General features: G+C 25.5%; 21 protein-coding genes. 19 read left to right on the top strand and 2 right to left on the bottom strand.

What is annotated here, in order from left to right:
• Window positions 1–8 precede the first annotated feature (8 nt).
• The 14 genes from recN (at window position 9) to P4S50_RS11610 (ending at window position 14,249) form a co-directional block, all read left to right on the top strand.
• Window positions 9–1,697 carry a DNA repair protein RecN gene (recN, locus tag P4S50_RS11675; RefSeq protein WP_277730966.1) on the top strand — a complete coding sequence of 563 codons (1,689 nt, stop codon included), beginning with the start codon at window positions 9–11 and terminating at the stop codon, window positions 1,695–1,697.
• A gap of 210 nt (window positions 1,698–1,907) precedes the next feature.
• Window positions 1,908–2,921, top strand: coding sequence for a SpoIVB peptidase (gene spoIVB, locus P4S50_RS11670; protein ID WP_277730965.1), 1,014 nt, complete (start codon window positions 1,908–1,910; stop codon window positions 2,919–2,921).
• An 86-nt stretch (window positions 2,922–3,007) separates the two neighbouring features.
• A complete protein-coding gene (gene spo0A, locus P4S50_RS11665) occupies window positions 3,008–3,820 on the top strand; it encodes a sporulation transcription factor Spo0A (RefSeq protein WP_277730964.1) in 813 nt (270 codons plus the stop codon).
• 156 nt (window positions 3,821–3,976) lie between these two features.
• Window positions 3,977–4,954 carry a tyrosine-type recombinase/integrase gene (locus P4S50_RS11660; RefSeq protein WP_277730963.1) on the top strand — a complete coding sequence of 326 codons (978 nt, stop codon included), beginning with the start codon at window positions 3,977–3,979 and terminating at the stop codon, window positions 4,952–4,954.
• A 64-nt stretch (window positions 4,955–5,018) separates the two neighbouring features.
• Window positions 5,019–6,272: a hypothetical protein gene (locus tag P4S50_RS11655; RefSeq protein WP_277730962.1), complete on the top strand. Its 1,254-nt coding sequence runs from the start codon at window positions 5,019–5,021 to the stop codon at window positions 6,270–6,272.
• A gap of 189 nt (window positions 6,273–6,461) precedes the next feature.
• Complete coding sequence (locus P4S50_RS11650) at window positions 6,462–7,091, top strand: helix-turn-helix domain-containing protein (RefSeq protein ID WP_277730961.1); 630 nt, start codon at window positions 6,462–6,464, stop codon at window positions 7,089–7,091.
• A 460-nt stretch (window positions 7,092–7,551) separates the two neighbouring features.
• The gene (locus tag P4S50_RS11645; protein ID WP_277730960.1) at window positions 7,552–8,202 is read left to right on the top strand and encodes a hypothetical protein; all 651 of its coding nucleotides are present in this window, start codon (window positions 7,552–7,554) and stop codon (window positions 8,200–8,202) included.
• Between the two features lie 233 nt (window positions 8,203–8,435).
• Window positions 8,436–8,573: a hypothetical protein gene (locus P4S50_RS11640; protein ID WP_277730959.1), complete on the top strand. Its 138-nt coding sequence runs from the start codon at window positions 8,436–8,438 to the stop codon at window positions 8,571–8,573.
• An 18-nt stretch (window positions 8,574–8,591) separates the two neighbouring features.
• Window positions 8,592–8,906 carry a hypothetical protein gene (locus tag P4S50_RS11635; RefSeq protein ID WP_277730958.1) on the top strand — a complete coding sequence of 105 codons (315 nt, stop codon included), beginning with the start codon at window positions 8,592–8,594 and terminating at the stop codon, window positions 8,904–8,906.
• A gap of 567 nt (window positions 8,907–9,473) precedes the next feature.
• Window positions 9,474–10,304 carry a copper amine oxidase N-terminal domain-containing protein gene (locus P4S50_RS11630; RefSeq protein WP_277730957.1) on the top strand — a complete coding sequence of 277 codons (831 nt, stop codon included), beginning with the start codon at window positions 9,474–9,476 and terminating at the stop codon, window positions 10,302–10,304.
• Between the two features lie 24 nt (window positions 10,305–10,328).
• The gene (locus P4S50_RS11625) at window positions 10,329–11,498 is read left to right on the top strand and encodes a copper amine oxidase N-terminal domain-containing protein (RefSeq protein WP_277730956.1); all 1,170 of its coding nucleotides are present in this window, start codon (window positions 10,329–10,331) and stop codon (window positions 11,496–11,498) included.
• 24 nt (window positions 11,499–11,522) lie between these two features.
• The gene (locus P4S50_RS11620; RefSeq protein ID WP_277730955.1) at window positions 11,523–12,722 is read left to right on the top strand and encodes a copper amine oxidase N-terminal domain-containing protein; all 1,200 of its coding nucleotides are present in this window, start codon (window positions 11,523–11,525) and stop codon (window positions 12,720–12,722) included.
• Window positions 12,723–12,923: 201 nt separating this feature from the next.
• Complete coding sequence (locus P4S50_RS11615) at window positions 12,924–13,757, top strand: tyrosine-type recombinase/integrase (protein ID WP_277730954.1); 834 nt, start codon at window positions 12,924–12,926, stop codon at window positions 13,755–13,757.
• 321 nt (window positions 13,758–14,078) lie between these two features.
• A complete protein-coding gene (locus P4S50_RS11610) occupies window positions 14,079–14,249 on the top strand; it encodes a hypothetical protein (protein ID WP_277730953.1) in 171 nt (56 codons plus the stop codon).
• 122 nt (window positions 14,250–14,371) lie between these two features.
• On the opposite strand, the gene P4S50_RS11605 is transcribed toward P4S50_RS11610, so the two are convergent.
• On the bottom strand, window positions 14,372–14,590 hold the full coding sequence (locus tag P4S50_RS11605) for a DUF5658 family protein (protein WP_277730952.1): 219 nt from the start codon (window positions 14,588–14,590) through the stop codon (window positions 14,372–14,374).
• A 68-nt stretch (window positions 14,591–14,658) separates the two neighbouring features.
• Window positions 14,659–15,288, bottom strand: a complete 630-nt coding sequence (locus P4S50_RS11600) for a hypothetical protein (protein WP_277730950.1) — start codon at window positions 15,286–15,288, stop codon at window positions 14,659–14,661.
• 649 nt (window positions 15,289–15,937) lie between these two features.
• Between P4S50_RS11600 and P4S50_RS11595 the strand changes: the two genes are divergently transcribed.
• The 5 genes from P4S50_RS11595 (at window position 15,938) to P4S50_RS11575 (ending at window position 20,897) form a co-directional block, all read left to right on the top strand.
• A complete protein-coding gene (locus P4S50_RS11595) occupies window positions 15,938–16,927 on the top strand; it encodes a hypothetical protein (protein ID WP_277730949.1) in 990 nt (329 codons plus the stop codon).
• 128 nt (window positions 16,928–17,055) lie between these two features.
• Window positions 17,056–18,237, top strand: coding sequence for an HNH endonuclease (locus P4S50_RS11590; RefSeq protein ID WP_277730948.1), 1,182 nt, complete (start codon window positions 17,056–17,058; stop codon window positions 18,235–18,237).
• Window positions 18,238–18,305: 68 nt separating this feature from the next.
• Window positions 18,306–19,073, top strand: a complete 768-nt coding sequence (locus tag P4S50_RS11585; RefSeq protein ID WP_277730947.1) for a hypothetical protein — start codon at window positions 18,306–18,308, stop codon at window positions 19,071–19,073.
• A gap of 173 nt (window positions 19,074–19,246) precedes the next feature.
• Window positions 19,247–19,891, top strand: a complete 645-nt coding sequence (locus P4S50_RS11580; RefSeq protein WP_277730946.1) for a DUF2971 domain-containing protein — start codon at window positions 19,247–19,249, stop codon at window positions 19,889–19,891.
• A 343-nt stretch (window positions 19,892–20,234) separates the two neighbouring features.
• Window positions 20,235–20,897 carry a hypothetical protein gene (locus tag P4S50_RS11575; RefSeq protein ID WP_277730945.1) on the top strand — a complete coding sequence of 221 codons (663 nt, stop codon included), beginning with the start codon at window positions 20,235–20,237 and terminating at the stop codon, window positions 20,895–20,897.
• Window positions 20,898–21,101: the final 204 nt, after the last annotated feature.

Below are 21,101 nucleotides of genomic sequence, written 5' to 3'. Positions count from 1 at the left end.
GGATTATCATGATCCTTGAGATGTATATAAAGAATTTTGCATTGGCAGAAGAAATTAGAATAGATTTTGAAGAAGGATTTAATGTATTAACTGGAGAAACAGGTTCTGGTAAATCTATAATAATAGACGCTCTTAATCTTTGTTTAGGTGGAAGGTATGACAAATCATTTGTAAGAAAAGGAACGGATAAAGGTCTTGTAGAGGCTATATTTAATGTTACAAATAAAAAAGTCATTAAAGAACTTTTAGAGTATGGAATAGATGCATCTTTAGATGATAACTTGATAATATCAAGGGAAATATACAGTGATGGAAAGAATATAAGTAGAATAAATGGAAGAAATGTAAGAATATCCTTTTTGAAAACTATAGGGTCTTTATTGGTAGATGTACATAGTCAGCATCAAAATCAGGTTCTTTTTAACAAAGATAAGCACATAGAGTTTTTAGATATATATGGATATGAAAGAATTGAGCCTGCAAAAGAAGAATATTTAGGTATATATAATGAGTATTTTGATTTGAAAAAGAAGATAAATGAATTAACTGAGAATAAAGATGATATTCAAATAGCAAGAGAAATAGATCTTTTAAAATTTCAAATACAAGAGATTGAAGAAGCTGATTTAACTATAGGAGAATATGATGAGCTTTTAAAAGAAAGAGAAATACATAGAAATAGCGAAAAAATATATACAAGTTTAAATAGTTCGTATTCAAATTTATATGAATCAAATTATAATGCATTCGATTTAATATCTAAAGGTATTAAAGACTTGAAAAGTATTGCGAATATAGATCATAGATTAGAACAGTTTTATTCTTCATTAGAAGAAATTATGTATACTCTTCAAGATATATCAAAAGATATAAGGGACTATAAAGATAATGTGGATTTTGATATTAAAAGCATTGATGATATAGAGATGAGAATAGATACAATAAACAATGTAAAAAGAAAATATGGTAATTCCATAGAGGAAATTTTACAATATAAAGACAAAATAATTCAAAGATTAGAAGATATAGAAAATAGAGATGAAAAAATTATAGAGTTAAAACACGAATTGGAAAAAATTGAAAAAGAATTAAATCAAAAAAGTGAAAAAATAACTTCTATAAGAAAAGAAATTGCAAATAAATTAGAAAATGATATATGTGAACAATTAAATTCTTTAAATATGAAAAATGTTGTATTTAAAGTAGATTTAAATCAAAAAGAAGATTATTCTTCGACTGGAAAAGATATTATAGAATTTATGATATCCTTTAATATAGGTGAAGATTTAATGCCTATATACAAGGTTGCATCTGGTGGTGAAATGTCAAGATTTATGCTTGCATTTAAAACTATATTATCTGATATAGATAAAGTTAACACGCTTGTATTTGATGAAATAGATACCGGAATAAGTGGAATAGCTGCAGAAATAGTAGGAAATAAATTAAAGGATATATCATATAAAAAACAGGTTATAAGTATAACTCACTTGCCTCAAATAGCAGTAAATGCGAATTCTCATTTTAGAATAGAAAAAGTAATACAAGAAAGTAGAACTTACACAAAAATAGAGAAATTAAATTTAGAAGAACAGATAAAAGAAATAGCAAGATTAATATCTGGATCTAATATAACTCAAAAAACTATAGAACATGCTAAAGAAATTATACAAATAGCTCAAAATAAAGATGTTTAAACATCTTTATTTTTTAAAAATTTTTTGATTAATAGAAAATTATAATCATCTTAAATTATGATAAATATAAATTTTATTATGAATATTAAAAAATTATTTTAAGATTTTTTAGAAAAGAACTTTTTTACAATATTATTATTATTTGTGGAGGATATAAAAGTACGATTTTAGGAAAATTAATATTAAAATGACATTAAGGAAGTGATATTTATGGCTAAAATTTCCAAGAGAAAATTTTTGATTTTAATATTAATTTTATCTACAATATTGACAAGTTTCACACCATTTAATTTAATTTCACAAGCTTTTAATCAAGATAAATTAGAATTAATTCCACTTGGAAATATAGCTGGAATAAAACTTGATACAAAAGGAGTATTAGTTATAGGAATAGACGAAAATTATTTAAAATATAAAGATAGAAACATAAAAATTGGAGATATAATAGTAAAAATAGAAGGAAAAGAAGTAAATAAAGCACAAGATATAGAGGATATTACAAATGATATAAAAAAAGATTTTATAAACGTAACTATAAAAAGAGATGGTAAGTATATATCTCAAAATATAAAATTATATAAAAATAATGAAGATGATACTTACAAAATAGGAGTTTGGGTAAGAGATAAAATAGCAGGAATAGGAACGCTGACTTGCTATAATCCAAAAACAAAAGAATTTTATGCCCTAGGGCATGGAATAACAGATGTAGATACTGGAAGTATAATAGAAGTTAAAAATGGTGTTTTATATAAGCCTAAAAAAATAGGGGTTAAAAAAGGAACATCAGGAGTTCCAGGTGAAATAATAGGAGACTTTGATAAAGAAACTATAATGGGTGAATTTAATCATAACGATGACTTTGGAATAAAGGGGATCATGAATAACCAATATAGATGGAATGACTTAAAATCTATAGAAGTTGGTCACTATTACGAAGTTAAAAAAGGAGATGCCTATATATTATTTACTGATGAGAACAATAGAATAAAAAGATATAAAATAAAAATAAAAAAGATATTTAACCAAAATAAACCAAAGTCTAAGAGTATGGTAGTTGAAATAGTAGATAAAAATCTGATAAACTATACAGGTGGAATAGTACAAGGTATGAGTGGAGCTCCGATAATACAAAATAATAAAATAATAGGAGCTATAACACATGTATTTGTCAATGATCCTAAGAAAGGATATGCCATATTTATAGATTGGATGTTGAAATAAGTTAAAATAAATTAAAGGAAATTTAATACAGATGTCGAATTAGTTAACTTGTATAATTATAATACTTTTTATTGGGGGGTAATTCTGTGAAAGAGAAAATAAAATTAATAATAGCAGATGATAATAAGGACTTTTGCCAAATATTGAAAGAATATTTGCAAAATGAAGATGATATAGAAATATTAGGTATAGCTAAAGATGGTATTGAGGCTCTTGATTTAGTGTCAGAGAAACAACCAGATTTACTAATACTAGATATAATAATGCCACACCTTGATGGTCTTGGAGTTATAGAAAAATTAAATGCTATGGATATCAAAAAAATGCCAAAAATAATAGTATTGTCTGCGGTTGGACAAGATAAGATAACTCAAAGAGCTATAAATTTAGGAGCTGATTACTATATAGTTAAGCCTTTTGATTTTAGTGTGTTTATAAATAGGATAAGAGAATTGGTTGGTCAAACAAGTATATCTATACTTGAAAATAATAAACCGTTAGTACAATTTAAAACTGCTAAAACTGAGTTTATAAAAAACACTGGAAATATAGAAGCTGAAATAACTAATATAATACATGAGATAGGAGTTCCTGCTCATATCAAAGGATATTTATATTTAAGAGAAGCTATAGCCATGGTAATAGACAATGTAGAACTTTTAAGTGCGGTTACTAAAGAGTTATATCCTAATATAGCTAAGATATTCAACACTACTCCATCAAGAGTAGAAAGAGCTATAAGACATGCTATAGAGGTCGCTTGGAGCAGAGGTAAAGTTGATACTATAAATCAATTATTTGGATATACTGTTCATAATACAAAAGGAAAGCCAACAAATTCAGAATTCATAGCAATGGTTGCAGATAAATTAAGACTTGAGCATAAAGCTGTAAGATAGAGTAAATTCAATTTGTTGAACTGGTGTTATATATTTAACACCACTTATAGAAAACCTATAAACTAGGTTTTAAAGCTATAAACTGTCTATTAGTAAGTCTATAAACACCTCATATTTATTGGTTTGAAAAAATCAGAATATGGAGGTGTTTTTTTTATGAAAATGACAGATTTTGAATTCCAAATTGAAAACTTTATGATATATTGTTCTTCAAAAAACTTGTCTAAAAAAACAATGAAAGCCTATGAACAGACATTAAAGTTATTTGGTTCATATATGCAAGAAAAATTTTCTGTAGAAGAAGTAGAAAAAATTCAAACAGGGCATATAAGACAATATATTAAATATTTAAGAGAACGAGGTAAATATACAACTACTAGTAATCAAAAGAGTATAGAAATAAATAAACCTCACAATCGAAAAGATTACAAAAAAGAAATATCAGATTCAACTATAAATAATTACATTAGGAATATAAAAGTTTTCTTCAATTGGCTATATGAAGAAAATGAGATTAGAAAAAATCCAACTGAAAAAATACAAAAAATCAAAACTAAAAGAAAAATGAAAGAGACCATATCTGAGGAGGCGTTTAAGGCTCTTTTGAGAACTTTTGATACAACGACATTCCATGGCTATCGAAATCACATTATAACAAAGCTCCTCTTGGACAGTGGGATGAGAATAGGAGAATGTTTATCTCTTACGGTAGAAAATATAGATATAAAAAATAAGGTGATTTTAGTAGAAAACACTAAGGGTAAAAATCAAAGATATGTCTATTTTTCTCTTAGGATGGGAGAAAATTTAAGACGATGGATGCAATATAAAGATAGATATGTAGAAACAAATTTTTTATTTCCAACGAATAAAGGAACACAGTTAACTATAAATTCATATGAAACACAATTAAGAAAAGCAGGAGAAAAAATAGACATAAAAATTCATCCGCATCAACTTCGTAATAATTTTTCAAAATATTATTTGTTGAATGGAGGAGATTTCTTTACTTTAAGTAGAATATTGGGTCATTCTAGTGTCAAAGTAACAGAAGAGGCATATATGGATTTAACACCTGAAGAAATAAATAAGAAGTATCAAAAGCACTCTCCTCTTAACAAATGGAGATTATAAATTTTATTGTTAAGACTTGTTTTAAATAATAAGAAAATCGACTATGTTTTTGGAGGAGAGAAAAATGGCAAAAAAATGGACTTATGATAAAATTCGAGAATATGTAAATGAAAATGCAAAAGGGTATGAGTTATTAGATATAAAACGTGAAGAAAATGGTAAAATTAGAGTATATGTTAAGTGTGACAAAGGACATACTTACGATACAAATTTTGATGATATGCAAAAAAACAGAAGATGTAGATACTGTTACGGGAATGTTAAGTTTACTTATGAAAAAGTTAAAAATTTCATTGAACAAGAAAGTCAGAGTGGATGTAGATTAATATCGGATAAATATTTAAATGTTGATGAAAAATTAGAGTTTGAATGTAAGTGTGGTAAGAAGTACACTACAACTTTCTATAGATTTAAGAACGGAAATAAAAGAACTTGTAGGGAGTGTTCCAATGAAAGGCTAAAGGAATTGTTTAGACACTCATATGACTATGTTGCTAGAAAGGTAAAAAAATTAAGTGATGGAAATTGTAGATTGATAGGTAAAGAGTATATTGATAAAAAAACCAAATTAAAGCTAGAGTGTAGTTGTGGAAATAGATTTGATGTAATATATGGAGATTTTATTACTAATAAGCAATATCAGTGTCCAGAGTGTGGAGAAAAAAATAGAGTTGCGAAAAAGACATTTAGTTATGCAGAAGTAAAACAATATATAGAGAGTTTCGGATATGAATTATTGAGTGAAAATTATTTAGTTAGTAGTGAAAAATTAAAAATCAAATGCCCAAAAGGACATACTTTAAATATGACATACAATGGCTTTAGGAAAGGGTCAAGATGTAGAACGTGCTACTATGAAAGTAGAAGAGGAGAAAATGCATATAATTGGAAAGGAGGCATTTCATCAATAACTGAATATTTAAGATATAAAATTAAAGAGTGGAAGAATAGGAGTAAGAAAGAAAGCAACTATAAGTGTGTAATTACAGGTACTAAATTTGATGTTATCCATCACTTATATTCTTTTAATAAAATTGTTCAAGAGGTTTTTGAAATTACAAATATAGAAGTATATGAGACGATAGGAGACTATAGTAAGGAAGAGCTACAAATATTAGAGAATAAATTAATAGAATTGCATAAAAAATATCCCTTAGGAGTATGCTTAAACGGGAAAATACATGGATTATTTCATAGTATATATGGAAGAGGAGATAATAAACCAGAGGAATTTGAAGAGTTCAAAAAGAGATATTATTCAGGTGAATTTGATGATAAACTGGAGAAAGAATTAAAATCATTTAGTTTGAATAAGTAGATTAAATAAAAGCTAAATGAAAATATATATTGTAAACTGAGAAAAGTAGTCATTGATTTGGCTACTTTTTTGTTGAATAATTAAGCCATATTTAAGAATAAATTTCCTAAAAATGCTTTACTCAGTACTACAAGTGAGGTATAATACCTTTAAGACGTACTCGGTATGACAAAGGGAGGAAGGGATTAAGTGATAGGAATTAAGTATATATGCAAAGAATTTCATGTTCAGCTTAAAGATATAGGGGAAGAATTAGGGGTTTCTAAACAAACAGTAAATTCATGGGTAAGTGGTAGTAGAAAAATTCCTGATAAGCATTTGAATATTTTGTCTGAAATATTTGAACTTCCTAAGGAATATTTCCAAAAAAAACTTAATGAAGAAGATAAAGTTATAATTCAAGATATGAAATTAGAGAAGTATATACAGTCTATACTTATAGATGATATTGACGAAGATGAGAGTGATTTAAGGCATAATTTTAATAGTATTAGTATGTATAAAAACTTAAATAGTAAAATTAAAGCGATTGAAACTTTAAGAAAAATCAGAAACCAATTATTAGACTATGAATTTATGAAAAATAAAAATTCAAATAAAGAAAGGGCAAAAGTGGAAGAGATATTAGATATCTATACAAGTTTTCATTCTATTTTAAATTGTGAACAAGTAGAAATAGGTCTTATAAAAAAAATAATAAGTATTATATTAGATAGGTATGATATTGAAACAGAGAATAATAAATTGGGAGATAAACCATTTGAACAAAATAAGTATTATAAGGAGCTTAAAGAGTTATTTGGAACAGAAATGTTATAGTAAAAAGAGATTCTATTTTATTTAAATCCTTCAATATTAAATAGAGTATAAATAAAAGATTTAATAAAAACAACTTTATATAAAATAGTTTTAGCATAAATAAGAAAAAATAGAAAATAAATAAAAAATTAGTTATAAATATTAAAGCTATAATACAAACTTAGAAAAATGAAAAGGAGGGAAAAAAATTATCTTGTGCTTATTCATACTTAAGTTTGTCTTAGATATAAAATAAAAAGGGGATACAATAATGATTATTATTTAAGTAAATAAGGATAAAGAAAGAGATGAAAAAATAGCTTAACTGCATGATTAAAGAAATAGTTAAATAAAAAAATAATTTATAAATTAAAAAATAAAGCCTTCTAATAGTATTGTATATAAAAGCAATAAAAATACAGAAAACCAAAGTGAATTGTGGAATATAGTTCTTAATATGATAAATTGTAAGGATGATTTAATGGGAGAAAAAGAAAAAAAAATAAAAAAAATACAAGTACCAAATTCTTTGATTTTAGATAAAAGAATATCTCACAATGCGTTTGCATTATATGTCATTTTAAAAAATTTTAGTTTTAATGATAACGTTAACATATATCCAACAAAATTATTGAAAGCTATAGAATGGAAAGACATGAGAACGCTTAAGAAATATCTTGAAATTTTGAATGACTTAAAGTACATAAATATGATAACTAGCAAAATAGTTAAATATGAATGCATTAAACTTACTATTAGAGGTGTTGAAAACGATTTTACCCAAGTAGATATTAATACAATGTATAAGATAATTGAATGTACTTTAAGAGTCCCAATCAAAGGTAATGATAACGAAATAGAGGTTAAAAACCTAAAAGAGATGGCTCTAAGATTATTTTATTACTATGAGAAGAATTATAATACTTTATTAGGAAAAGCATTCCCATCTTATAGGAAAACATCTGAAGAACTTTGTATTGGGAAAAGTTATATTTCAGCTTTGAATGATATATTTAATAAAAATGATATCGTTAAGGTAAAGAAAGGCAATTGGGTTGAAACTGAATATGAGGATGGAGTAATTTTACCTAGAAGAATGTGTAATGAATATATTCCTATTTGTAGTAGATAATAAAGTGAAGTATTTATATTAACCTCAAATGTAGTAATTCACAAATGCTCTTATTTATGCAAAGTATGTTCCTAAGTATGTAAGAAAGTGTTCTCATTCATGCTTTTTTTAATACATAATTGGGAGAGTATAAAGTTTATATATTTATATTTATACTTATATTTATATAATGGTGTGCTTACGCACACATGAAAATATTTTAATTTATATATTATAAAAAAAGGGGAGTTAAAGTGGAATTGAATAATAATTTAGAAAAAATAGTATATAAAGGGAAAAATAAATTCATAATGAATGAAAATAGTTTTGGAAAACGCATAACAATACATTCTAATATATTAAATAATATAGATGAAATTACATGTTTTTGACCTGATATAGATTACAATATGGAATTGGTTAAATATTTAAGTGAATTTGAAAATTTTTATAATTGTGAAAATTGGGACTGTGAGATTGATATAAATGGAGAGTTAAAAAAATTAAAAGAAGTAGTATATGAATTTTTAACCAAAACTCAGTATCCGAAGGGATATATAATAGGGTTTAAAGATTGGGATAATAGTAATTTAAAAAAAGATAATTTAATATTAATATTAGAAGATGAAGTCGATATACTAAAACAAAAAAGAATGGAAGAATTAGAAGTTGAAGATAAATATAAATTGTTAACAATTGAGGAGCTTTTTACTACTTTATATTAGGAATGTTAATAGGAACTATGAGTTGTATGATACTTGTACTCAATTGCTTATTGAAAAATACGATAACGATTACTTGATTCGAAGTTATTAAAATAAAGCATTTTCAACACTTTAAGCGAAATACAAAAAATGTATTCGATTTAGGCAAATTGATATTCGTAATAACGTATAAATTAAATTTACAATATAAAAGAAACACTATATAAAAAGTTTAGAGAAATAATATATACTCTAATATTTTTTATATAGTGTTTCTTTGATTTATTATATATAAGAAAAAAGAAATTTATTCTTACTATATAAATGTACATTGTATAAAAAATCTCTACAAGCAGGTCATAGAGTGAACTTCAGCGATTTTAGAGACAACCAGTGAATCCACATGTTACTGCTTGTCTCAGTCAGGACTTTTAAATAGTAATTTTTCTATTATTAAGATGTATATTTATTAGATTAACTTCTATATTGAGGATAGAGATTAAAGAAATAGCTATTAAGTTAATTAGATAAGCATTTTACATACATAATTTGGTATAATCATTATAGAAAATAAATAGGAGGTAATTTATGAAAAGATATTTTAAATATTTAATAACTACATTTGCACTTATTTTAACTTTATTCAACTGTAGTTTTGCACAAGACATAAGTGTTTATGTAAACAATTCAAAGTTAGAGATTGATACTGCTTCAATAATAAAAGATGGAAGAACTTTAGTACCTGTAAGAGCTATATTTGAAGCATTAGGCTGTGAAGTCAGATGGGATGCTTCAACAAAGACAGTTACAGGAATTAAAGGGAATAAACAGATTAAATTAGTTATTGATGGTGTTAATGCTAAGGTAAATGAAAGTGAAGTTAAATTAGATGTACCTGCAATGATAGTTAATAGTAGAACTCTAGTGCCTGTTAGATTCATATCAGAGTCTTTAGATTGTAATGTAAAGTGGGATGGAGATACTAATTCAGTATATATAACTACTCTTGAAAGTGGCAATGAAAACACAGAGGATACTAAAATTGAAGAATCTTCTGCTGGTGGAGATTTAGGTGAATTAAAGGATTTAACAAATAATACAGTTACTGTTGGAGAAGAATTATATTATACACCGAATGGAAATGCTAAGTTTTCTATGTGGGTAATAAAATTTAATAAACCTGGATATAAGGCATATATCCGAGCATCAGAAAGTACTATATATAAACAAGATGCTGAAACACAATTATTAAAAGTACTAAACAATTATTTAGGTGATGAAGCAAATACATTGTGGAGTAAAATTAAAAGTAATATAGAAAATGAAATATTTGATAATCCAACAGAGGAAATTTTTAATGGAAAAACTGTCGAATATTTTGTATCAGGTAATGGTGATATAGTCATTTATATAAAATAAAAATCAAAAAGTAGGAGATGAATTATGAAGAATATACTATCAATAACAATGCTTCTAGTATTGTGTTTATCAATGAATATATTTGCTCAAGATGAAGTCAATGTAAACATAAATAACTCAACTCAAGTGAATGGTATTTTAGTTGAAGGAAGAACTTTAGTACCAGTTAGGGTAGTTTCAGAAAGTATGGGTGCTACAGTATCGTGGGAAGGTGAAACTAAGACAGTAACTATTGTTAAAGGTGATAAAACTATAAAACTACAAGTGAATGGTAAGGATGCTAAATTAATAGGAAATACTACATATGTACCAGTTAGATTTGTTTCAGAATCATTAGGATTGAATGTAGAATGGGATGGAGAAACAAGAACAGTTAATATAGGTGTCGAAGATAATGTTATTCAAGATGAGTTTCCAACAGCTACATATGATGTACAAAAAGATTTGAAGACTCTAGAAAATATGACAAGCAATACTATTATAAGTGGAGATACTTTAGTGTATGCTCCTAGTGGCAATCCTAAACTCAAACTTTGGACAGTAAGATTTAATGCTGGTGAATACAAAGTTTATGTTCAAGCAGATTCAGGTGCTAGAAAAAATAAAGATGCAAAAACAGAATTATTAAAAGTTATAAAATACTATCTACCAAATGATTGTGAATCACTATGGAATAGATTGATAGAAATGAAAGATAACAAAGTATTTGATAGTACAGAAACTAAAAAATATGATGGTAAAAATGTAGACTATTCATTTTCTAGTACAGGGCAAATTCATATTGGAATGAAACAAACTAATGATAATGCACAATCTAATGTTACAGATAATGTAAGCAGTGACTTAAAAAAACTTAAAGATTTAACAAGCAACACAGTTATATCTGGAGATACATTAGTATATTCAAAAATTGGAAATCCTAAATTCAAAACATGGACAGTAAGCTTTAATGAAGGTGGATATAATTTATATGTAAGAGCAAGAGGAGTTACTGTAGATAAAGAAGATGCTGAAACACAATTATTAAAAGTACTAAACAATTATTTAGGTGATGAAGCAAATACATTGTGGAGTAAAATTAAAAGTAATATAGAAAATGAAATATTTGATAATCCAACAGAAGAAGTTTTTAATGGAAAATATGTTAACTATTTCGTATCTGGCAATGGAGATATAGCAATTTATATAAAATAAAATACAAAACAAGGGAGACGAATTATGAAGAAGATACTATCAATTACAATACTTCTAGTAATGTGCTTATCAATGAATATATTTGCTCAAGATGAAGTGAATGTAAATATTAATGGCTCAACAACAGTAAAAGGAGTTCTAGTTGAAGGAACAACTTTAGTTCCTGTAAGAGTCATATCAGAGTCAATGGGAGCTAAAGTATCATGGGTAGGTGAAACTAAGACAGTAACTATTATTAAAGGTGATAAGACTATAAAGCTTCAAGTAAACGATAAGGATGCTAAACTAATAGAAAATACTACATATGTTCCAGTTAGATTTGTTTCTGAATCTCTAGGATTAAATGTTGAATGGGATGGAGCTACTAGAACTGTAAATATAGGTTCAAAGGTAGAAGTTCCAATACAATCTACAGGAGATTCAGAAAAAGATTTAAAAGAACTCGGTGAATTGATTGAAAATAGTGTTGTATCAGGAAAAGTTTTAGGATATTCTCCAAATGGAGATATAACGAAAAGTCTTTGGACACTTAAAAAACAATCAGGTGAATACTCAATATATATGCAAGGCAAGCCAATAATTGTATCTAGAAACAAGGGTGCTCAAACAGAATTTATAAAAGTATTAAAATACTATTTACCATCTAAAGGGTCAATTGTTTGGAATAACTTAATTGAAATGATTAATAATAAACAATTTGGTGAAATAAAAGAAGAAATTTATGATGGTAAAAAAGTAAAGTATTATGTAGCAGGTGGAGTAATCAATATTTGGATTGATACAAAACCAGTTGAAATTGCAAAAGAAAATCATAATAAAGAATCTATAAAAGATAGTGAATTTCCAGTTGCTACATATGATACAGAGAAGAATTTAAAGAAACTTAAAGATATGACAACAAATACAATTATATCTGGAAATGAATTGGTATATACAAAAAGTGGAAATACAAAGTTTAGAACATGGACAGTTAAATTTAATACTGGAGGATATAGTATTTATATCAAAGGTGGAGCTGGAGCTAGAAAAAATGAAGATGCAAAGGTTGAATTACTAAAAGTAATTAAATATTATCTTACAACTGGAGGACAAACAGTTTGGGATAATCTAATAAACATGAGAAATAATGAAGAGTATGACCAAATAAAAGAAGAATCTTATGATGGAAAATCTGTTAAATACTTTATGTCTTCTAATGGAACTATAAATATATATATAAAGTAAACTTAAGTCAAGATTAATGTTTTAATTATTTTAATATATTATCATACTGAATATAAAATTTTGAAGAATAAAAATACAACATAATATAAATTATGTTGTATTTTTATTTTAAAAGCATATAGTATCAATATAAAACGCAACATAATTTAGAGATAATCATAAAAAGTGAATGCAACATAATTTATTGGAGGGTGTGATACTATGTTAAATATATTCAAAAATTATCTAAAACAAGAAAGTAAAAGTGAAAATACTATTAAAAGTTATATTAGACATATAAAAGGATATATAAAATGGTTTAAAGATTCATATGATACTGAATTTAATAAACTATATAGAGAAAATGTATTAGAGTTTAAAAGCTATTTAAAGAATATTAAAAAAGATAGTCCTAAGACAGTAAATGCTAAATTATCAGCACTAATTAAATTTAATGAGTTTTTGCAAAGTCAAGGAATACAAAATGATATAGTTATAAGCAAAAAAGATTTTAATAAAATACAAATAGGAATAGCAAGCCCAACAGATATTACGAGATGTGATGTAGAAAAATTTAGACAGAAGGTTTTAGAAAATGAAGGCAAGAGGAATTATGCGATAGTGACTGTTATGGCTTATACAGGACTTAGAATATCAGAAGTATTGAATATTACTATGAATGATTTTAATACTGTATCAAGAGAGATTATAATTAAAAGTGGTAAAGGAGATAAAACTAGAACTGTTTATATGAATGATAGAGTTAAAGACTCAATACAAGAATATTTAAAAGAAAGAAAATCACAATCAGAATACTTATTCGTAAGTAACAAAGGCAATTGTATAGATAGAACTGTTATAAATAAAATGTTTAAAAAGTATAGTGAAAAAATAACACCACATATATTAAGATATTTTTGGTGTACCTATGCTTTAGAAAATGGCTTGAATGTACATGAAGTAGCTAACCTTGCGGGACATAGTAATATACAAACTACTTTACTTTATACTAATCCAAATAGAAAACAATTATTAGATAAGATTAACAAGTTATAAAGACGGAGCTGAATAAGCTCTTTTTATTTTGAGTGAAGAGGTAGGGGGGGATATTTACAGTTTTTTTGAATGTTGAAATGCTAATATAACACCTAGCACTTCCACTCCACCTTTCAACCTCTAGAATAGAGATACACAATCTTTATTCAGAAAGGCTATTATAACGCAATACAAGGCTCATATAGAGAGGTTTATATTTTAGGAATACAAGACTATACAGAAAAATAAGGTTTTAAAATATTAATAAGGACAAACACACTTATATGTAAGAATACATAGAATGTAGTATAAAGTATTAAAAAGCATAAAAGGGGTGTAAAAATGAGTGTTAGAATACAGGTATCGTTTAAAGAAAATGTAGATGATTTAAGACTATATAATTACGTAAAAGAAAAGGGAGAGATAATAGGAGTGAGTGCATATATAAAACTTCTTATAAAAAAGGATATGGAAGAAGATAAAAAACTTCTAAAGCTACTTGATAGCCATTAGAAGTTTTTTTATTTTTAATTAATGTAGATAAGAGCAAAAGTATAGAATTATTTAATCTAAATAACTGTTTTTATATAATAATATAGCTACATAAGATGTACACTGTATGGAATTATTTGAATTTATAATACAACAGCTGAAAGTTTTGTATAAGCTTCAGGGTATATGAATTTATTTTCAGCCCATTTGAGCAAAAATACAGGAATAGAAGATATAACAATTCTTATAGCAAAACCTTTATAAAAAGGTAAATTTACAAGACCTACCATAAGAGGATTAGCTTCTGTTATTATGCCTAAAGAATTAATTCCATAATATGTAATTGAATAATCAAGAAGCATTAGAATAAACATGATAGATAAAATTATGTTAGTAGATATTTTAGATTTAATTACATACTCTATTAGAATTAATCCGTAATATCAAATGTTTCTATAGATTTTTGTATTGCAGTATCTTCATCGTTCAAGTTAGCGTTGGAAATTGCTATTATTGAGTACCCATACCCGTTATAGAAAGTTCGGTATTGAATTATATTGGCATTTATTTCTTTGCCATTTTCTGAAGTAAATGAATATAAGCATTTTACATAAATCCATTTTTTATCGTCAATATGTTTTATATCCTGTTCAAGTATTTTACAATTTGGATACAGTTTTTCTTGTTGATTGACCATATATCTTAAATGATAATCAACAATTTCCTTTGGAAGAACTGACATGCTATAATTTTTTCTAGGTATTTTTTCGGTGCTCAGTTCATTACTAAGTTCAAATGCATCAATAACAGTAATGGCAATATGATTATTTTCGTTATTATTATCATATGCAGTTACGGCATATTCGTTTGAACCCTCTTCTCCAATAAGTCCTTCAACAACATTCCATCCTTTTGGTGTGGTAAAACTAAAATTAAGTTTATCACTTTTGTAGAAAGTATTTGTTTCTATTTGTGTATTACTACTTTCAACATTACTATTGTTACATCCTATTAAAAGAAATAAAATTGTAATTAGTAGTATAATAATTTTTTTATACATAATACAGCACTCCTTTCTGTTTGGAAAATTATGTATGTGAAATATATTTCTATTAATTTAAATAAAAAACCTTCTTAAAATTGAATAAAAAGGTCATTAAATATTATTAGTTTAAAAAAACAGTTTTAAAAACTACCATTTTAGGCACTTTTATAACTTAAACGAATTACTAACTAAGTTTCAATGACTCTTTAGTTCTGAAGTCATTACCAAAAACAAAGTTCTAAAATTGACAGATATAATCATTTGGGTATTATAAAAATACAAAATAGTAAGAAGGAATTTTAATAAGTATATCTAGATATAGAAGAGCAAGAGTTAGAAAGAGTGAAACAACTAAACATAAAGTGACAAATATTAATTTAGAAACAAGGTAATATATACTACCTTTTGTTTTTGCTTACAAAAATATGTTACAGTTTCTAGTAGGTTTCAAATATATATATTGATACGATATTTATTTTAAAGCTTAAATATATATACAGATTGGAATAATATGTACAATAATAAAGGGATTTGTTGGTAAATGTAGAATTTTTACTACGATATAAATTAATCAAAGTAGCAATGTGCTATTCGCGTATAATAAAGATATTTAATAAGAAGAGACAATAATTCTAAATAATTACAATAATTAAGGAGTTGCTTTATGAAATTAATTACTATAGAAAATATACTATTAGCAATACTAATAGTTACTATTCTTTTTACTATATTCAAATATACAATTGGCACTTCAACAATAGTATTATACTGGGAATTTATACTAATAGTAATTATTAATGGGGTATTAAATTATGCTAAGGATGCAACGGGGGTCAATTATTTAGAAATTAAGTACTTCATAATGTTAACAAGTATAATGTTCACTTTAATAGGTAGTGGAGTAATAGTGGAAATGTTGAAAGGTAATTTGAAAAATGAAAATAGTATTAATTTAAAAAATACAATAAAAGTATTAATTAAAATACTAAATAATAAGATTAAACAAATTAAACCTAGGATTTTATTAGAAGAATATGAGGCTGAAACTAAAAAAGATTGTATTATTTTATTAGCAAACTTACTCAATTATTTCCTAGAAATATATTTAGGTTTTATATTTATATTAATATTATTTAAAGCTATAAAAACTAATGGAGTAACATATTTTACTAGTATTGACGAATATTCATCATTGTTATTTGTCTTAATATTGGTTCAATTATTAGTATCATTAAATATTCCTAAGACTATTTTGAGTATAAGATATAGAAGTAAAATATTGCTTGAAAGAGAAGAAATGTCTATTTTTATAAGTCATGCAATTGCTCTGATTGAGAAAGGTATGAGATTACAAGATATTATGGTATATAACTGCATTAAAGTAGATGAATTAAATGACAGTTTAAAAAAAATAGGATACAGATATAACAGTAATGAAGAAATTTTATTAGAAATTTTGAATATTACTAAGTTTAGATTGAATTCTGAAGAGTTAATCACTAAGGTTTATATTTTGATAAATAAATTAAACTTGAATTTGGAGGAATCTAGAATTTTAACAAAATCTTTAGATGAAGTTTCAACAAAACATGGTGAAATTAGATATACTTTAGGATTTGAAATAATATCAATTTTAAAAAAAGTAAAAAAATAAGTTTGGAGCTGTATAATTAGTAAGATAGAATCACAAAAAGTTTTTTTATTATAATTTAAATATACTTAAATGAATTTAAAATTCTATGCTAAAAAAGTAAAATAGAATTAAAGGTGAGGAGGATGAATATGGCTATTTGGCTATATACATTGACAAAGCAAGAAAAGTCAGCAGGAACATTTAGTTTAAAAGATGGAAATGAAGTTGACGCAATAACAGATAACTTCATAAAAATTATTAGAAACAATTCAATAGAAGAGGAAGCATGGTGGGGTATCAGTCAAAAGTATTCAGATATTGAAATTAATGATGAAGTTTATATTTATGGTAGCGGATATGGACTTGTAGGTTACTCAATCGTATTAAGCAAAAATGATGATAGTAAAAGAATACACATAAAATTTGATATTGAAAAATCCCAAAAAATTATAGATGCTGAAATACCATATAAGAGTTTTGATAAGTATTTAATAAAAAAACCTGCTAGATTGCGTTCGGTTATTAAAGTTGATAAACCAATAGAAACTTTAATTCAAGATACGCTCAACGTTAATATTACTGAAAAAAATTTGACACCTAATTTAGATGTATTTACAATAAATATTGATTCACCAATATTATTAAAAGAAGTAGGAACGTCGCAATACACAGATGGAGTGAGAATAGAAAAGGAGTTTCATCTAATTCTTAACCCACCGGATTCACCATTCTATGTAGAAAGAGGACAAGCAAGAAAAATCAAAGTCTTGTTTAACAATAAGATATTTGAAGCAGAGTATAGATATGAAAACCAGGCTCGTAAAGATATTGAACTTCAAAGTATTAGATTTAAAAAAGATTTGAAAGAAGAATTTAGAAAAGTGTTTCCTATTCCTGAAGGACAATTTAGTATTCAGATAGGTGAAGATTTAAATCATTTTGTTTTTAATCATTTAGTGGAATTAGATACTATAGATTATGAAGATGAAGCAAAAGGATATGTTGAAGGAAAAAAGGCGTATAGAACTCATAAAATAATAGAAAGAAATCAACAAGTTATAAAGAAATCTAAAGTATTATTTATAAAAAAACATAATGGAAAATTATATTGTGAAGCATGTGGTTTTAATTTTACGGAAGTTTATGGAGATAGGGGTAAAGATTTTATTGAAGGGCATCATAAAAAACTAGTATCTCAAATGAAAGAAGGAGAAAAGACTAGAACTGAAGATATAGCAATGCTTTGCTCAAATTGTCATAGAATGATACACAGGAAGCCGTTATTATCAGTTGAGGAACTGTCTGAATTAATTCGAAATAAAGCTAAATAGATATACAGTATATGAAATGAAGATTTTATTAAATTGAAAAATTAAATGATAAAATTTGAGGTGATGTCATGGAAAAAGTAACTAACAGTAGTGAATATAAAGCCCGTTTTGATGTTGGAAATAAGGAACTAAATAAGTATTTTAGATATTTTTTAGAGTTTTATAATCAAAGTATAATTTTAAGAACTATAGGTAGTGTTGCGATGATAGATTCTCCTATTTCTGCATTAAGAGAAAAAACTAATAATAAGGAACAAAAGAGAATGTTACAACTTATTGAATTTGAATTAAATAGGTTGAAAAGATTATCTAATATTATTGAAAAAAAAGTAAATCAGATAAATGAAAATAAAATAGATTGGGATTTTATTAAGTCCGAAGAGTTTTTAAGAATAGTATTTGATACTTTTGAAAAAGCAAAAAAAGAATATAGAGAAGAAAAACTAAAGTATTTTGCTAATATTTTGTTGAACTATACTACATATCAATTTTCAAATGATTTTTATAAAGAAGGAATTATTGAAAGAATTTCTAAATATTCTGTAGAACATATAATTGTTTTAGAAGAAATATATAAATGCTGTACTAGAAAAGGAAATATAAATGATGATAAAATCGACCAAAATGTTAAAAACACTAATGCTAATTATATACACATTGATAAATTGAATGTTAAAAACATTAATATTAATATTGTTAATATATGTATAGGAGATTTAAGTTCAGGTGGGTTTATAATAAAAGAAAATTCAACATGGGAAGCAGTAGGAGGAAAATGTTATTCGGTAACAGACTATGGAATTAGACTGTTACAGTTAATTGGAGATTTAAAATAATGATTTTAATGGTGTATATAAATTTAATATTATGTTAGTAGTTAAAAGTGTTGAATTGGATATTTTAATATTTTTTTAGGTATATAAATAAAAAAGAATCATATTTATTTATAGACAAGTTTTAATTACCTTTAATTATAAAAAATCAAGGTAATTTATAAGGAGGATATTATATGGCTTATACATACAGTGATTGGGAAGAAAGAATAAAAGATAGAACAGACTTAACTTCAACACTTACGCACTTAACAAAACCAAGAGAAAATATACAAAATCTAAATGATGATGAAATAAATATTTTAGCTGTTAACAACTTAATTCGCATATTAAAAGATAAAGAAATTAAAGGTAGTACTACAGAAACAGGATATATAGTTGGTGATGATACTTCAGCTTGCTTTCAAGATGCACCACTAAACTCATTAATTCAGAATATTGAACATGAAAAAAGAAGGAGAAATCAAGGTAAACAGAGGAAGGTTAGGTATTGTGGGGTTGGTTTAACCTTTAGAAAACAATTTGTTTTTAATAAAGGTGGAAGACCTGTAATATATGAAAAAACTAAAGTTGCAGAAGAGTTTTTATCTGAAAATGAGCATTGGAGAATAGTAAATATTGACTTATCTGAGGATAATAATATTATTGATTGGACACATGAACGAGAGTGGAGGGTAAAGGGCAGTTTAAAATTTAATTGGGGTACTGCTCATATTGTTTTACCTGATAAAGAATGCATAGACTATTTTAAAGAAAAATGTCCTGAACATATTTTAAATGAAATAGGTGGAATTAGTAATTTGAAAGCATTCCAAATATAGATGACAGTTATAAAGTAAATATAATATACAATGAATTAATTAGGTAGAAAGCTAAAGGGTGAATATATTTAATGGTATTATAATTAAATTTAGAATAGCAAATAAAATAAAAATTTTAATTAACTTTAAAAAGCAGGAATACTATATTCCTGCTAATTTTTTGTCTTCATTATAGCATTAACAAAAAATTAAAATGTATGAAGTGATTAAATGTAAAGATTAATTTCACTTATATCTGTTTAATAACTGAATAGTATAATTTATATATCATAAGATTATAAATATAGAGTAACACTATTGTGAAGCTATTGATTATTAAATGAAAATAGAGAGGTGAATTTAAATGAAAGGTGTAAAATTTAAGAACTCACAAGAATTTGCTAGAGAAATGTATAATGCAATAAGAAGTAAGCATAAGAGATACACATTACGACCTCAGAATAGATTTTCAAATGAAACTTCATCTTGGTGGCTTATTCCATCTACTGATTTAAATGGATTTAAATATGGGAAATATATTTTTGATGATAAACATTACAAATGTGATGATGCATATTGTAAAAAAATAACTACAGGGATTTATATAGAAAAAGGAGTCAAATGTTCACAAGATAGTAATAAAATTATGAATGAAGATTGGGTATGGAATGAATTTATAAATGCTTTAGAAAATGGAGATATAGAAGATATATTACATAAAATAGTAAGAAAAATAGAAAAAGATATAGAGCATATTGATATACGTATTAAAGTTGACATACAGGATAAGGATAGTATAGAAATTGTATATAATAATAAGTTTTTTATAAACAAAGAAACAGGAAAGAGAGTTAAGATAAAAGAGTTAAAGGAAGATATTGAAAATACTCCAAGTATAGATTGGTTGTGGGCAGACTTTTATATTTTATTTTCATTCAATAAAATTACTAAAGAAGATGAAAATTATTTTGATGAAATATATATTAGGGATTTTTTATTAGAGCCTTTTGAAAAGTGGATAAAGTAATGTGATACTGTAAAAAGTATATTTCTACATAGTAATATATTAAACAAAAAATTATTAAATTCTTTGAAAAAGAGTAGTATTAATACTACTCTTTTTGAATATTCATTTAATGAGAGTAATTTGATTAAAAAAACATAATCCTATCTTTAATAAAATATTGTTTAAAGTGCTGTAATTTGGAAGCTTTAATACGGATAAATAATA

This window comes from Tepidibacter hydrothermalis (assembly GCF_029542625.1).
GTDB lineage: Bacteria > Bacillota > Clostridia > Peptostreptococcales > Peptostreptococcaceae > Tepidibacter_A > Tepidibacter_A hydrothermalis.
This window is presented reverse-complemented; position numbering and strand designations above follow the sequence as displayed.